Origin of the sequence: uncultured Algibacter sp., assembly GCF_947495675.1 — a bacterium.
GTDB lineage: Bacteria > Bacteroidota > Bacteroidia > Flavobacteriales > Flavobacteriaceae > Algibacter_B.
In genome coordinates, this window is record NZ_CANLZX010000014.1 from 81,868 (window position 1) to 97,315 (window position 15,448).

A 15,448-nucleotide genomic window follows, 5' to 3' on the forward strand; every position below is an offset into this window, starting at 1 on the left:
ATGAAAAAACATAACTTTAGTGCAGGCCCATCTATTTTACCACCAGAAGTATTATTAAAAGCTTCTCAAGCAGTTGTCGATTTAGACAATAGTGGTTTATCATTAATTGAAATTTCACATAGAAGCAAAGCTTTTGTTGACATTATGGAAAATGCTAGATCCTTAGCTTTAGAATTACTAGGTCTTGAAGGCAAAGGCTATAAAGCTTTATTTTTACAAGGAGGTGCTAGTACACAGTTTTTAATGGTAGCTTTAAATCTTTTAGAGAAAAGAGCTGGGTATTTAAATTCTGGTGCATGGGCAGCAAAAGCTATTAAAGAAGCAAAAATTTACGATGATGTTTACGAGGTTGGCTCTTCTAAAGATGCTAACTATAATTATATCCCTAAAGGTTATGAAATACCTGAAGATTATGATTATTTTCATTGTACCTCAAATAACACCATTTACGGAACACAAATGAAATCGTTTCCACAAACTAATATTCCTTTAGTTTGTGATATGAGTAGCGATATTTTTTCTCGTACTCTAGATTTCACACAATTTGGACTTATATATGCTGGTGCCCAAAAAAACATGGGCCCTGCAGGTACTACTCTAGTGGTTATTAGAGAAGATATTTTAGGTAAAGTATCTCGAAAAATACCATCTATGATGGATTACAAAATACATATTGATAAAGGAAGTATGTTCAACACTCCTCCTGTATTCCCTGTTTATACATCAATGCTAACACTAGAATGGTTAAAAGGCCTTGGTGGAATTGCTGCTATTGAAAAGGAAAATGAAAAAAAGTCTCGATTAATGTATTCTGAAATTGACTTAAACCCATTATTTAAAGGTTTTGCTTCAAAAGAAGATCGCTCTAGTATGAATGCCACTTTTACTTTAGAAAATGAAAACTTAAAAGAAACTTTTGAAACCATGCTTAAAGAAGCTGGTATTAGTGGTGTTAACGGTCACAGAAGTGTTGGTGGTTACAGAGCTTCAATGTATAACGCTATGCCTATTGATAGTGTAAAGGTTTTAGTTGAAGTAATGAGTGAATTAGAAAGTAAAGCATAAATAAAATATAAATGTTTTCGCTTTTGCGGAAATACTAAAAATAGAATTTCAATGAATGTATTAGCAAACGATGGTATCTCACAAAGTGGTATCGATGCATTAGACAAAGCTGGTTACAACGTAAGTACAACTACAGTAGCACAAGAGCAATTAATTAATTATATAAACGAAAAAGATATTACAGTACTTTTAGTTCGTAGTGCAACAACAGTACGTAAAGATTTAATTGATGCCTGCCCAGGATTAAAAATTATTGGTCGTGGCGGTGTTGGTATGGACAATATTGATGTTGAATATGCTAGAGAAAAAGGTTTAAGCGTTATAAACACACCTGCAGCTTCTTCGCATTCTGTTGCCGAATTAGTTTTTGGACACCTATACGGATTGGCTCGTTTTTTACATAATGCAAACAGAGAAATGCCTCTTGAAGGAGATAGTAACTTTAAAGGCCTAAAGAAAGCATATGCTAAAGGAACAGAACTTAAAGGAAAAACTTTAGGTGTTTTAGGTTTTGGTCGTATTGGACAAGCTACTGCAAAAGTAGCACTTGGAGCTGGTATGAAAGTTATTGCTTTTGATCCGTTTTTAGAAGAAGCAAATTTAGAATTAGACTTTTTTGATGGACAAAAAGTGAATTTTAATATTAAGACTATTTCTAAAGAAGATGTTTTAAAACAAGCTGATTTTATTACGCTTCATGTCCCTGCACAAAAAGATTACGTTATAGATGAAGCTGAATTTAACATGATGAAAGATGGTGTTATTATAGCTAATGCTGCTCGTGGTGGTGTATTAAATGAAGTTGCTTTAGTAAAAGCAATTGAAAGTGGAAAAGTTGCAAGAGCTGCACTTGATGTTTTTGAAAAAGAGCCAAAACCAGAAATGCAATTATTAATGAATCCTGCCCTTTCACTAACACCACATACTGGTGCTGCAACTAACGAAGCGCAAGATAGAATTGGTACAGAATTAGCATCACAGATTATTAGTATCTTAGGATAAGATAAAAATAAATGTGACCTAAAAGTAATATTTGAGTCCTAACTATAACAAGTTGGGACTTTTTTTGTACTTTAAGCTTCCAATTTTATCAAAAATTTATTAATTAACATATACAATAAACAAAAAGACATGGCAGGAATTTTAGACTTATTAAACAGTGACCTAGGAAAAACTATTATTAGCGGAGTAGCAGGTTCAACAGGAAACGATACAAGCAAAACTAGTAGCGTATTAACAATGGCATTACCAGTTTTAATGAAAGCCATGCAACGTAATGCTTCAACTCCACAAGGAGCAGAAGGACTAATGGGAGCAATCCAAGGAAAGCACAACGGTAGTATTTTAGACAATCTTGGTGGTTTATTTGGTGGTGGTGTTGATGATAATGTAAAAGAAGATGGGTCTAAAATATTAGGACACGTTTTAGGAGCTAAACAACAAGGAGTTGAAAAAATATTAGGAGAAAAATCTGGTTTAGATGCTGGATCTGTTGGTAATATTTTAAAAGTTGCTGCGCCAATTTTAATGGGTGTTTTAGGAAATCAAGCAAAACAACAAAACATAAGCTCTTCTAATGGAATAGGAGATTTACTTGGTGGTTTACTTGGTGGTAATTCTGCAGATAAAGAACAAAGTTTCTTAGAATCTATTTTAGATGCTGACGGAGATGGAAGTATTGTTGACGATGTTGCAGGAATGGTTCTTGGTAATGCAAGCAAAAAAGGAGGCCTAGGAGGTCTTTTAGGAGGTCTTTTTGGAGGAAAATAACATTCAAAAAGAATAAAATAATTAAAGAGCTAAACAACTTGTTTAGCTCTTTTTTTTATTAAACAGTATTCAAAATCAATAATTTAGGAATGATTTTTGTAAATTTAATAGAAAAGTAATTCGTTTACTCAACGAATGTATTAGTTAACTCATTCTTACTTATAAATGATGGCATTCAGTTATATATTTGAAATGAAAACAACATAAATCATGAAAAAAATAATATACATTTTACTGCTTTCTATTTTCATCTTTAACTGTAATTCAACTAAATCAACATCATCAAAAAATGATGAGCGATTAGAAAGTCTAAAAAAAAATGACACGGTTAAAATTGCTAATGAAGAGATAGAATACGAAATTATAATTATTGAACCAGGTTTTAATTTTTGGTTAGCAAGCAGGGCAAGACCAAAAGGTTTTTATACTCAGTCCTTTTTAGAAAACAGAAATTTTATTTTAGTAAATGAATGGAATCAAAGAGTACTACAACCCCAAAGGTTTGATACAAACTTATATGAATTACAAATTAATTATCAGCAAGGTATAGACTACGGCTATGAGGTTAATTACATGCTTTATAACTATTTTATTTACTTCCAATTAACCTATAAACAAAGATTAGGACCATTTCTTCCAAGAATTTAAATCTGTTTTAATATTTTTGCGTAAAATTGCAAACTTGGAAAAACTAAAAGCACGTTGGGATATTGAACATAATTGGCAAATTGTTGTCATATTTTGTGTGTTTGCTATTACTGGTTCAACAGCATCATATATTGGTAAACCCATATTAAATTTCCTCAATATCACCACAGAAAGTTTTGGTAGTATAGGCTATTGGGTAATTCGTATAATACTTCTTTTTATAGTATATCAATTTTTACTAGTACTTTTTGGTTGGTTATTTGGTCAACACAAATTTTTCTGGAATTTTGAAAAGAAAATGCTTCGTAGAATTGGGTTAAAAAGATTTGTTGATTAATGAAACTTATTAAGGAACATATCGTTTTTAAATTACTAACCGTTTTGTTGGTAACAACGCTATTGGTTCCTGCTGGAGTAAAATTAGCTCACATTTTTGAACACCACAATCATAAAATTTGTTTAGGTGACGATAGTACACATATACATAAAGTTGATTTAGATTGTGAGTTCCAAAAATTTAGTATTACCCATCACTTTCAATTATCAGAAGAATTTATTGAGTTTTTTCAAACGGAATCCCCTACTCTTACTTACAATGTAACATATAAATTTCTTAATAATCATCGGCCTTTATCTTTCTCTTTAAGAGGTCCACCTGTTTTAGTTTAAAAAATCATATCATATCTCATTTTAAATACTTTTAAAATAAGATATGGTTATAGCAATTTATTTTTAAACTAAAATTTAGTAATGAAACACTATATACTGATTATAGCATGTTGTTTATTCGGCTTTGCTTATGGTCAAAATTGTAATTACAAGCTTTCTGGTAACGTGCATGATTTCCATGATGGTTCTGCAATAGCTGGTGCTGCCATATACATTGAAACCTTAGACAGATATACAACATCTGATATTGAGGGAAACTATAGCATTGAAAATCTCTGTAAAGGACTTTTAACTCTTGAAATATCGCATTTAGGATGCGAGACTAAAAGAATAAAAGTTCAAATTAATGGTGATACGCAATATGAAATTAATATGGAACACCATATTGAGGAACTTCATGAAATTAAAATTGATGCCAGCGGAAATCCTAAGCTAACAAAAACATCGCAAGAAACACAGTTAAAAGCAAAAACCCTAGAACGCTTTAGTGCTTTTAGCCTTGGTGATGCTTTAAAGCAAGTAAGTGGTGTGTCGTCAATTAATACTGGAAATACTATTGTAAAACCTGTTATTAATGGGTTACATAGTAGTCGGGTTGTTGTAATGACAAATAATGTACGATTACAAGATCAAGAATGGGGTATTGAACATGCTCCAAACATCGATTTAAATGCCTCTGGTCAAATAAACGTTATTAAAGGTGCCAATGCATTAGCATATAGTGGTGATGCTATAGGCGGCGTTATAGTGTTAAAACCTAAAAATATTAGTTTAAAAGATTCCCTTTATGGAAAAACAATTTTGGGTGCCCAAAGTAATGGTCGTGGTTATAATTTATCCTCCTTGTTAACCAAATCGTGGAAAAAAGGATGGTACGCAACAGGACAAGCGTCGTACAAACGCTTTGGCGATTTTAAAGCTCCAGATTACTACCTAACCAATACGGGTATGAACTCGAAAGGGCTATCTGTAAATACAGGTTTTAAAAGTTTCGAAAAAGGGTTCAATGTTTTTTACAGCTATTTAAATAATGAAATAGGCATTTTAAGAGCCTCGCATATTGGTAGTGTAGAAGATTTAGTAAATGCTATAAACAAACAAGAACCGTTAGTTCAAGACGATTTTAGTTATGATATTAGTGCCCCTAGGCAAGAGGTAACACACCAAATTATTAAAGCAGATTTTTACAAACGTTTCAAAAAATTTGGTCGTTTAGAGTTTCAATATGACTTCCAAAACAACCAAAGGTTTGAATACGATGTTAGGGTTGGTAATGATAAAGATAAAGCTGCAATAGATTTAACTTTAAAAACTCATACCTTAAAATCTAATTTAAAAATAGACACTAACACCAATGCTATTTATAAGGTTGGTGTAAATGTTGGATTCCAAAATAATTTTGCAAACCCAGAAACTGGTGTGAGACGATTAATTCCTGATTATGATAAATTTGATTTCGGAATTTATGCCATTTCAGACTATAAAATAGGCGATAACACTAATATAGATTTTGGCTTACGTTACGATTTTAATAAAATAGACGCTAAAAAATTTTATTTAACAAGCCGTTGGGAAGAACGCGGTTACGACCAGGATTTTGGCGATATTGTTATAGACGATTTAGGCACACAGTTGTTAGCAAACCCTGTACTTACATATCATAATGTTTCGGTTTCCGCAGGAATTACGCATCAATTTAATGCTAATAACTCTGTGATTTTAAATTACGGATTAGCCAATAGAGCACCCAACCCTTCGGAGCTGTTTAGTGATGGTTTACACCACTCTGCAGCACGAATCGAATTAGGTGATTTGCGTATTAAACAAGAAACATCAAACCGTATTGGCGCTTCATATCTTTTTAACAATGAAAAACTATCTTTAAACCTAGAAAGCTATTTAAATCATATTAAAGATTATATTTTTATAAAACCAACAGGAACAGAGTTAACCATAAGAGGGGCATTTCCTGTTTGGGACTATTTACAAACTAATGCTTTGTTATATGGTTTAGATATAAGTGCAAATTATAAATTTAATTCGCAATGGTTTTTAAACAACAAAACAGCGTTTATAAAAGGTAGAGATATTACTAAAAAAGAGGCCTTAATTGATATACCTTCTTTTAAAACGGTTAATACTATTGGATATTCAAATAAAAAGTGGCTAAATTTTAATGCCGAATTACAAAGCGAGTTGGTTTTAAAGCAAAACGATTATCCTGATAATAATTTTGAGGTGTTTATTCCAACCACCGAAGAATTTGTATTATTAGATATTAGTACACCACCTCCTACCTATCATTTAATGCATTTTGAAAGTGATATTACAGTAAAACTTTCTAAAAAAACAGATTTAAATATAGGTCTTAACATTACAAACATTTTTAATACTTCTTACAGAGAATACCTTAACAGATTAAGATATTTTGCCGATGACTTAGGAAGAAATTTTATGTTACAATTAAAATTAAATTATTAATAATTAAAAAACACAAAGAATGAAAACTTTAAAAAATTTATCAATATTATTTTTATCTGCATTAGTATTTACAGCATGTTCTAGCGACGATGATAACCCTGAAGCAGTAAACGAAGAAGAAGTAATAACAACTTTAACAGCTACTTTAATACCTGCTACAGGTGGAAATACTATTACTTTACAAACAAAAGATTTAGATGGCGATGGGCCAAACCCTCCTGTGGTTTCTATCTCAGGACCTTTAGCTGTTAACACGACTTACAATGGCACACTAGAGTTATTAAATGAGACTGAATCGCCTGCAGAATCTATAAATGTAGAGATTATAGAGGAAGATGATGAACACCAATTTTTTTACCAAGTAACTAACAGTCTTGCGACTTTTACTTATGAAGATTTTGATGGTGATAGCAACCCTGTTGGTTTAGCGTTTACAGCAACAACTAGTGCTACACCAGGAACAGGAACACTAACTATAACTTTAAGGCACGAACCTAGTAAAAGTGCTGCAGGAGTAAGTGAAGGTGATATTACAAATGCTGGAGGAGAAACAGATATTCAGGCTGTTTTTAGCATCTCTGTAGAATAAGTATTATTTCTTATTTTTAATACTACTATTCAAAAAAAGCTACACTATTTTAGTGTAGCTTTTTTGTTTAAACATATAAATAAATCTACCTAGAATAATTTGGAGATTCTTTAGTTATAGTTACATCATGCGGATGACTTTCGTTAATTCCACTTGCTGTGATTTTTACAAATTGTCCAGTTTCTTTAAGTGTCTCAATATCTTTAGCTCCACAGTACCCCATTCCTGCACGTAAACCACCAATAAATTGATGAATACTTTCAAATATTTCTCCTTTATATGGTACTCTACCAACAATACCTTCTGGTACTAGTTTTTTAATATCGTCTTCAACATCTTGGAAATAACGGTCTTTACTACCTTCTTTCATGGCTTCAACAGACCCCATACCACGGTAAGATTTAAACTTTCTACCTTCATAAATAATGGTTTCTCCTGGAGATTCTTTAGTTCCTGCAAGAAGAGATCCTAACATAACCGTATCTGCACCTGCAGCAATGGCTTTAGGAATATCACCTGTATATCGAATACCACCATCTGCAATAACTGGCACCCCTGTTCCTTTTATAGCAGCTGCTACTTCTAATACCGCAGAGAATTGTGGAAAACCAACTCCAGCAACAACTCGTGTAGTACAAATAGACCCAGGACCGATACCTACTTTTACAGCATCTGCTCCAGCTTCAACTAAATATTTTGCTGCTGCTCCTGTTGCAATATTTCCAACTATTACATCTAGTTTTGGAAACTTAGATTTTACTTCTTTAAGTACATTAACCACACCTTTTGTATGCCCATGAGCTGTATCAATAACTACAGCATCTACTCCAGCACTTACTAACGCTTCAGCTCTTTCAACAGCATCGCCAGTTACTCCAATAGCTGCAGCTACTCTTAAACGCCCATATTTATCTTTATTAGCATTTGGCTTTTGACTTAATTTAGTGATATCTCTAAATGTTATTAATCCTGATAATTTAAAATTATCATCAACAATTAATAACTTTTCTATTTTATGTTGTTGTAGTATTTTTTCGGCATCTTGTAAAGATGTACCAACTGCTGCTGTTACAAGGTTTTCACTTGTCATAACCTCAACTATTGGCCTTTTATTATCATGCTCAAAACGTAAATCACGGTTAGTAACAATACCTTTTAACGTACCTTCATCATCAACAATAGGAATACCACCAATACTATATTCTGCCATATATTTTTTGGCATGTTTTACTTTAGCGGTAAGTGGTAGAGTAACAGGATCTATAATCATTCCACTCTCAGCACGTTTTACTCTTTTAACTTTTTGAGCTTGAGCCTCAATAGACATATTTTTATGAAGAACACCAATACCACCTTCTTGTGCCATAGCAATAGCCATTTTACTTTCAGTAACTGTATCCATGGCAGCGGATATAATTGGCACGTTAATAGTAATGTTACGCGTAAATTTTGTTTGAATATTTACTTCTCTTGGAAGTACTTCAGAAAAAGCTGGAACTAATAGAACGTCGTCATAAGTTAAACCTTCTCCGACAATTTTGTTTTCGTGTGCAGTCATGTTGCAATTACAATTATAATTGCGTGCAAATATACAATTTATAAATTGATAAAATTGCCTAATTAATGTTAAGAAATTAACTAAACCAAATCTATGATTTTTGAAATAACTGTTTTAATATAATGAGTGTTGATATTGTAAAAGTTATTGTCATTACGAATCCGGAAAGCATAACAATATACTTCATCCAGAGTATGCCTGTCCAGAGTAAATACAAGCCTCCAAATGTTAAAATTACTGAAACAAATGGCTCTACTATTAAAAAGGTTTTTATTTTTTTGTTGAGCTTTGTTATAGAAACTAATAGCCCTACTAAAAAGAAAATTATAGACATTGATAAGATGTGATTGTGCACAAGAGTAAGCATTTCTTGTGGACTTTTCTTAAAACGCATTACTTCTGCATTTTCATCATCTTCATTACCTAAATACTGTTGTTCTATTCCATTTGGATTAGCAGAAGAAGTTTCCCCTACAAATAACAAACCGGTATAAAAACCTATACTTAATACGATTACAAATGCACCGATTAATAATTTAATCTCTCTAGGGAGTGTAAAAATTAAACCGTTTAATTGCATTTATATAATGTTTTTATTTTGTAGAATGCTTATTGATTTTAAAAAATCATTCATGGCATTTGTCATAGAACGTACAGATATAGTTGCACCAGATATGGCAACAATATTATCACCATACTTTAAATCATCTCCTCCTTTTTTTCCAATAAATTGTTTTAACCAACGTGTACTACCAATTTCGCCACCATATTCTTCTCTGTAGATTAACACCTTTGATTTTAAAACTATTAAATCTTTATCAAGTAAAATTAAATAGTCGAAAAGTGCTGTTTTACTTGGTGCTTTTGATAAATATGCATAGCCTAAAAGAGAATTATTTGTTTCTATTTTAAACAGGTTATTGGTATTGAAATTTGAAGGTAATGTTTTTGCAATGTTTGAGGCTATTAAAACTTCTGTAAAATTATAGGTTTCAATATCGTAAGTTTTTAAAATTTCTTTATCTACTTTTTTCTGAATGTTTTTGGGCAAACCAAAAGACATTAGTATTAAAGCCAATATAAATATAGAAACGTATTTAATTTTCATTTTACAAAAGTATTGTTTTTTATTCTTTTAACAATTAAAATGCCAAATAGCTTATTTGTAACATACTATTTACAAATAAGCTAAATGGTGCTTGTGCGTTAGGGATTGAAGCGGCATCCTTTTTTGCTAATTAAAGCAAAAAAGATATAGCGAAAAGCCCGACCCTTGGGGTAACGCCCAAATTATTATTTAGAACCAAACTCCGATTCCAAAATTTAACCTGTTTGCTACATCGCCACCAGAAACTGCGTTGTCTCTAAATTGATAATCGCCTTTTAATACAACACCTGGTGCAATGTGGTAGCTTAATCCTGTTGTTAAATCGTTACGGTTATAAGCATCATTTCTTTGTATACCTTCTGTACCGGCATGTGTATCATACTGCTCGTATCTTGCAAAAGCAAACAATCGTTGTTGTTTTTCTTGTGGTAATAAGTTATATGCTGCCTCTAAATACCAACCTTGTAACTCGCTTCCTAAATCTTGTCCGGTTAAGTTATTGTAATCTTCTGTGCCTGATAATGAACCATGAACAAACTGCCCACGAGCTGTGAAACGTTGGTATGCATAACGAGCATCTAAGCCAAACATAGAAATACCTATGTTTGCACCATCAATATCTTCTACATCGTCTTCTGCTTGTGTGTCACCAAAATATCCTGAAAGACCTAAACGTAAACCTGGAATACCGTAATAATCAAACTTCATTGATAGCGTTGGACTATCAACTGTTGATTGTATTGCTTTTTGACGACCGCTACGTAATCCATTTGAGCCTTTTAAAACCCCATTTACTCCGCCTTCTCCATTAAAAGAAGTTGATTTAAAACCGTTAAATATATAGGCTTGGTAACCAAGAGATATCTCGTTAAATCTTCCTGTTACACCTACACCTAATTCTCTCCATGTGGTTGGTATGATAACATTATCTACAGATGGTCTTTCTACACCATTAAAGGTCGTTGGCTCATGAAATTCGTTAATAATACCAAAAGGTACTAGCATTAAACCACCACGTAAACTAACATTTGGTGCAACATTATAATTTACAAAAGCTTGTTCTACAAAAAGCTCTACTGTATGCTCTACTTCTAATTCTGTTACAAATTGTGTTTTATCATTAAATTTGTAACCAAAAAGCAATACTAAACGCTGTATGTCTAATTCACCATTTAAAGCTTCTGGTTGGTTATAGGTTAGCTCACCATAAGCACCAACTGTAACTGCTTTACCATAATTACCCGATAGGATACGCTGTGCTGCATTTAATTGTTTTTGAGGATCGAAAGTTATTGAATCCTGTAAAGTTTGAGCACTTGCAAGAGATACTAATAAGATTGAAAAAAGTAAGGTTAGTTTATTCATTACTGTTTAATTAACTGTTTTTATTTAGACTTATTACAAATAATATTTGAATTGAAGCTGCAAATATAAAACACATAATTACTTATGCAAAGTTTATTTAGATTAAATTTAAATAGATAAAAAACAGAATAAATAAACACCTGTTTAACAAGCACTTATAAAAGTATTCAACATCTAAATAATTGATAAAATGAAGATAAGAATGTAAAAACTAATAATAATTCTTGAATATTTTAGAAGCTTCGTTATATGCGCTTTCAAAACTTAGTGCATTTAAAGGATTACTTTTTTGAGTGGTAAAGTATGATAATAATTTTTCGGTTGGCATATTACCTATTAGTTCATCTTTAGCCATTGGGCAGCCACCAAAACCTTGGATAGCACCATCAAAACGATGACATCCTGCATTGTAAGCAGCATCAACTTTTTCAAACCAACTACTAGAGGTTGTATGTAAGTGTGCACCGAATTCAATCTTTGGATATTTAGGAATTAAATTAGAAAATAGGTAATCTATGCTTTCTGGGTTTGATGTTCCAACAGTATCACTAAGTGATAATATTTTAACACCCATATTGGCTAATTTTTCGGTCCACTCGCCTACAATATCAACATTCCATGGGTCTCCATAAGGGTTTCCAAAACCCATAGAAATATAAACTACAACCTCTTTATTAGTTTTATTAGCTATCTCTAAAATTTCAAAAAGTGTATTAACCGATTGAGCAATAGTTTTGTGCGTATTACGCATTTGGAAGTTTTCTGAAATTGAAAACGGATATCCTAAATAATCAATTTCCGTATGTTTTGAAGCATCATTTGCCCCTCTTGTATTGGCTATAATTGCTAAAAGCTTGCTTGCTGTTTTACTTAAATCTAATTTTGACAAAACCTCTGCTGTATCAACCATTTGTGGAATAGCTTTTGGGGATACAAAACTTCCAAAGTCTATAGTGTCAAAACCAACTCTTAATAGCGATTGAATATACTGTACCTTCTGCTCTGTTGGTATAAATTGCTTTATACCTTGCATAGCATCGCGTGGACATTCAATTATTTTAACGGTTTTAGACATTGTTTTTAAAATTCAGTTGATAAAAATACTATTATTTTTAAGAAAGTAAGTTTTAATAATTAATTACGACATAAGATTAATGCTATTAATTTTTCAAAACTATCCACATGAAAAAAATTACTTTTATTTTATCTTTAATAATTAGCTCTGTATCTTTTGCTCAAAGTACTGCTAATTATAACATATCTATAACAACAATTTGGAATTCTACAAATCATACATCCTTACCCAGTAATGCGCATTGGTCTCCTTTAGCAGGAGCAACTCATAAAAACGTAAATGACATTTTAGAGTTTGGAGTAACAGCACCAACAACTAATGGTATAAAAAACATTGCAGAAACTGGAAGTACATCAAATTTTAATACTGAAGTTAATAATGCTATTGCTGCAGGTAATGCCGATCAATACCTTGAACAAGGTTTTTCGCCTTTTGCGGGAAATAATAGTAATGCTTCGTTAAATAATATTACTGTTAGTAAAGAATTTCCTTATATTACTTTAGTTTCCATGGTAGCTCCAAGTCCTGATTGGTTTATTGCAGTAAACAACTTAGATCTTCGATCTGGAAATGATGCTATTAATAATGGATGGAAAGATACATTTACGATGGATGTTTTTGCTTATGATGCAGGTACAGACTCAGGCACCAATTATTCATCTAGTAATTCTGCAACATCTCCCAGAGAACCGATAGCTCTTGTGTCTGGATTTCCTATTAACGGAAACAAAATGGCAACTATTACTTTTACATATAATAATTCTACACTAAGCACTAATAATCTTAATAAGATTACAGATTTAAAAATATACCCAAATCCTACTAAAGGAAATATAACTATTTTAAATGTTCAAAATGTAGAATTAAAACCCATTGAAATTTATAGTGTCTTGGGTAAATTAATCAAACAAATACCTGTTGATCAAAACTCAAACAAAATCAATTTAAACTTAACAGATTTAAATACCGGTTTATATCTATTAAAACTGCAAGATAATACCAATACATACAACACGCAGAAACTTGTAATACATTGAATATTACAGGGTTTTGAGACAACAATAAGCTCCAAAACTTATCAACATATATTAATTAATTGTTAATAAACGAAAATATTAACATTATGACGTTTTTTTTACAGAGTAAGATTCATTTAAATATACATTTGATTATAAATGTTTTCACCCCAAATGAATCTATTGACCTACAGACTAAACCTTTTTATATTTTCGGTATTATTATCGATTACTACCAATCTATTTTCTCAAAATAGTGAAGAGGTTTATTGTGGTAATATAATATCTCAAAAATCAATTGAATTTTATAAGAGTATTAAACCTCAACTCAAAAAATTTGAGAATGAATTTTATTTAGCTAAATCAGCTAAAGGAACCGTTCCTGTAAAAATAACAAACTCTATACCTGTTAAGGTATATATTATAAGAAACTCTAATGGGGCTGGCGGTTTAAGTATGTCTCAGCTAAACGATGCTTTTGCTAATTTAAATTCAATTTATAAAGATGCTTATCTAGATTTTTTTATGTGTGATGGCGTTCAATATATAGATGATGATAAATTATGTCAGTTCAAAAGAGGTGACGAAAAAGGTTTTACCGAGACTAACTATACTCCTGGATTAATCAATATATATTTTACAAGCAATATTGAAAACGAAGCTAACGAGAATATTTGCGGTTATAGTGATAATGTTGGTAGAAATGATGTGGTTGTTATGAATAATAGTTGTGCTTTAAATGGCTCATCACTTCCGCATGAATTAGGGCATTTTTTCTCATTATTGCACACTCATGGCGCAGACAACATATCAACAACTACAGAGCTAGTAAATGGTAGTAATTGTGATACTGATGGTGATGGTATTTGTGATACTCCTGCAGACCCAAGATTAAATCACGCTGTTGTAGATGATTCTTGTAACTATATAGGTACTACAACCGATGTAAATGGTGATACATATAGCCCAGACACAAATAACATTATGTCTTACTCGAGAAAAGAGTGTAGAACTATTTTTTCTGAACAGCAATTAGCAAGAATGTATGCCTTTTATATGACTACTAAAAGTTATTTGTCTTGTCCTTCATTTAATGCCGATATAGCTGTAAATGAAAGTGAAACTTGTGAGGAATCATTAACAGTAAATTTTGAAAGTTTAAGCGAAAATATTACTGCTTGGCAATGGGATGTTAATAATGATGGCCTTATTGATTATACAACAAAAAACCCAACACATACTTTTGAAACTGGTATTTACGATGTTACACTTACTGTTTCAAAAAAATCTAAAACAATTAGAAAAACATTCAAAAACATTATAAAAGTAGGCACTTTTATAGACAAATTGGATGAGAGTTTTGAAAACTTTAATCTTCTTGACAATCATGGCTGGACTAGTAAAGACCTTTCTGGAAATGGGTACCTTTGGTATTCTAACTTTGGTGACACACAATCAAGTGAAACTGGACCTTCAAATTATAAAAATGCCGAAAACAGATTAAATACCTACATGTATGCAGAGGCTTCGGGTGCTCAAGAAGGTGATGTTGCTACATTTACTTCTCCCTGTATTAATGTGAATTATCAAAATAGTGAATTAGAATTTTCATACCATATGTTTGGGAAAAACATAGGAGAACTTCATGTTGATATCAAAACAAATTCTGGTTATATTAATGATGTTATTGAACCTATATACGGCAGTCAACAAGATCATCAAAGTGATAACTTTATAACTAAAACAGTTAGTTTATCATCTTACGCTAATCAAACTATAAATATTAGATTTAGAGCTGTAAGAGGTTCTAATTGGCAAGGAGATATTGCTATTGATAATATATTCTTAAAAACCATACACACTCCTATTACAAATGTTTTGTATGATGTTTACCCCAACCCTGTAAAAGGTGATTTTCTTTATGTTAAGAATAATGATATTGATACAACGAGCTCCTTTACAATAACTAATTTGGTAGGTCAGCCATTTATATCTGGTACTGTTACAAACAACCCAATTAATTTTAGTGGACTTTCTTCAGGAACTTATTTACTTATTCTAACTAATGGTAAGTCAAGAGTTATAAAGAAAATTATTAAATAAC

15 protein-coding genes are annotated in these 15,448 nt (G+C 31.7%); 10 read left to right on the plus strand and 5 right to left on the minus strand.

Annotated features, from left to right (window positions below):
- The 8 genes from serC (at position 1) to Q0842_RS10995 (ending at position 7,222) form a co-directional block, all read left to right on the plus strand.
- The gene (gene serC, locus Q0842_RS10960) at positions 1-1,065 is read left to right on the plus strand and encodes a 3-phosphoserine/phosphohydroxythreonine transaminase (protein ID WP_298497958.1); all 1,065 of its coding nucleotides are present in this window, start codon (positions 1-3) and stop codon (positions 1,063-1,065) included.
- A 51-nt stretch (positions 1,066-1,116) separates the two neighbouring features.
- Positions 1,117-2,067 (plus strand): D-2-hydroxyacid dehydrogenase, encoded by a 951-nt coding sequence (locus Q0842_RS10965; protein ID WP_298497960.1) that lies wholly within the window; start codon positions 1,117-1,119, stop codon positions 2,065-2,067.
- Between the two features lie 129 nt (positions 2,068-2,196).
- Positions 2,197-2,835, plus strand: coding sequence for a DUF937 domain-containing protein (locus Q0842_RS10970; RefSeq protein ID WP_298497962.1), 639 nt, complete (start codon positions 2,197-2,199; stop codon positions 2,833-2,835).
- 210 nt (positions 2,836-3,045) lie between these two features.
- On the plus strand, positions 3,046-3,483 hold the full coding sequence (locus Q0842_RS10975) for a DUF6146 family protein (protein WP_298497965.1): 438 nt from the start codon (positions 3,046-3,048) through the stop codon (positions 3,481-3,483).
- Positions 3,484-3,517: 34 nt separating this feature from the next.
- Positions 3,518-3,820, plus strand: coding sequence for a DUF6787 family protein (locus tag Q0842_RS10980; protein ID WP_298497967.1), 303 nt, complete (start codon positions 3,518-3,520; stop codon positions 3,818-3,820).
- The gene (locus Q0842_RS10985; RefSeq protein WP_298497969.1) at positions 3,820-4,152 is read left to right on the plus strand and encodes a hypothetical protein; all 333 of its coding nucleotides are present in this window, start codon (positions 3,820-3,822) and stop codon (positions 4,150-4,152) included. Before Q0842_RS10980 ends, Q0842_RS10985 begins: the two co-directional genes overlap by 1 nt.
- An 81-nt stretch (positions 4,153-4,233) precedes the next feature.
- The gene (locus Q0842_RS10990) at positions 4,234-6,633 is read left to right on the plus strand and encodes a TonB-dependent receptor (RefSeq protein ID WP_298497971.1); all 2,400 of its coding nucleotides are present in this window, start codon (positions 4,234-4,236) and stop codon (positions 6,631-6,633) included.
- A gap of 19 nt (positions 6,634-6,652) precedes the next feature.
- Complete coding sequence (locus tag Q0842_RS10995; protein ID WP_298497973.1) at positions 6,653-7,222, plus strand: type 1 periplasmic binding fold superfamily protein; 570 nt, start codon at positions 6,653-6,655, stop codon at positions 7,220-7,222.
- 85 nt (positions 7,223-7,307) lie between these two features.
- On the opposite strand, the gene guaB is transcribed toward Q0842_RS10995, so the two are convergent.
- The 5 genes from guaB to Q0842_RS11020 all read right to left on the minus strand — a co-directional run bounded on the left by guaB (position 7,308) and on the right by Q0842_RS11020 (position 12,328).
- Entirely contained in the window at positions 7,308-8,780 is a 1,473-nt protein-coding gene (guaB, locus tag Q0842_RS11000; protein WP_298497975.1) for an IMP dehydrogenase, read from the minus strand.
- A gap of 91 nt (positions 8,781-8,871) precedes the next feature.
- Entirely contained in the window at positions 8,872-9,360 is a 489-nt protein-coding gene (locus tag Q0842_RS11005) for a hypothetical protein (protein WP_298497977.1), read from the minus strand.
- Positions 9,361-9,888: an FMN-binding protein gene (locus tag Q0842_RS11010; protein WP_298497979.1), complete on the minus strand. Its 528-nt coding sequence runs from the start codon at positions 9,886-9,888 to the stop codon at positions 9,361-9,363.
- A 189-nt stretch (positions 9,889-10,077) separates the two neighbouring features.
- The gene (locus Q0842_RS11015) at positions 10,078-11,253 is read right to left on the minus strand and encodes a hypothetical protein (protein WP_298497981.1); all 1,176 of its coding nucleotides are present in this window, start codon (positions 11,251-11,253) and stop codon (positions 10,078-10,080) included.
- Positions 11,254-11,464: 211 nt separating this feature from the next.
- Positions 11,465-12,328 (minus strand): hydroxymethylglutaryl-CoA lyase, encoded by an 864-nt coding sequence (locus Q0842_RS11020; RefSeq protein ID WP_298497983.1) that lies wholly within the window; start codon positions 12,326-12,328, stop codon positions 11,465-11,467.
- Positions 12,329-12,435: 107 nt separating this feature from the next.
- Between Q0842_RS11020 and Q0842_RS11025 the strand changes: the two genes are divergently transcribed.
- Both Q0842_RS11025 and Q0842_RS11030 read left to right on the plus strand, forming a co-directional pair.
- The gene (locus Q0842_RS11025; protein WP_298497986.1) at positions 12,436-13,365 is read left to right on the plus strand and encodes a spondin domain-containing protein; all 930 of its coding nucleotides are present in this window, start codon (positions 12,436-12,438) and stop codon (positions 13,363-13,365) included.
- 153 nt (positions 13,366-13,518) lie between these two features.
- Entirely contained in the window at positions 13,519-15,447 is a 1,929-nt protein-coding gene (locus Q0842_RS11030) for a T9SS type A sorting domain-containing protein (RefSeq protein ID WP_298497988.1), read from the plus strand.
- The last annotated feature ends 1 nt before the right edge of the window (position 15,448 follow it).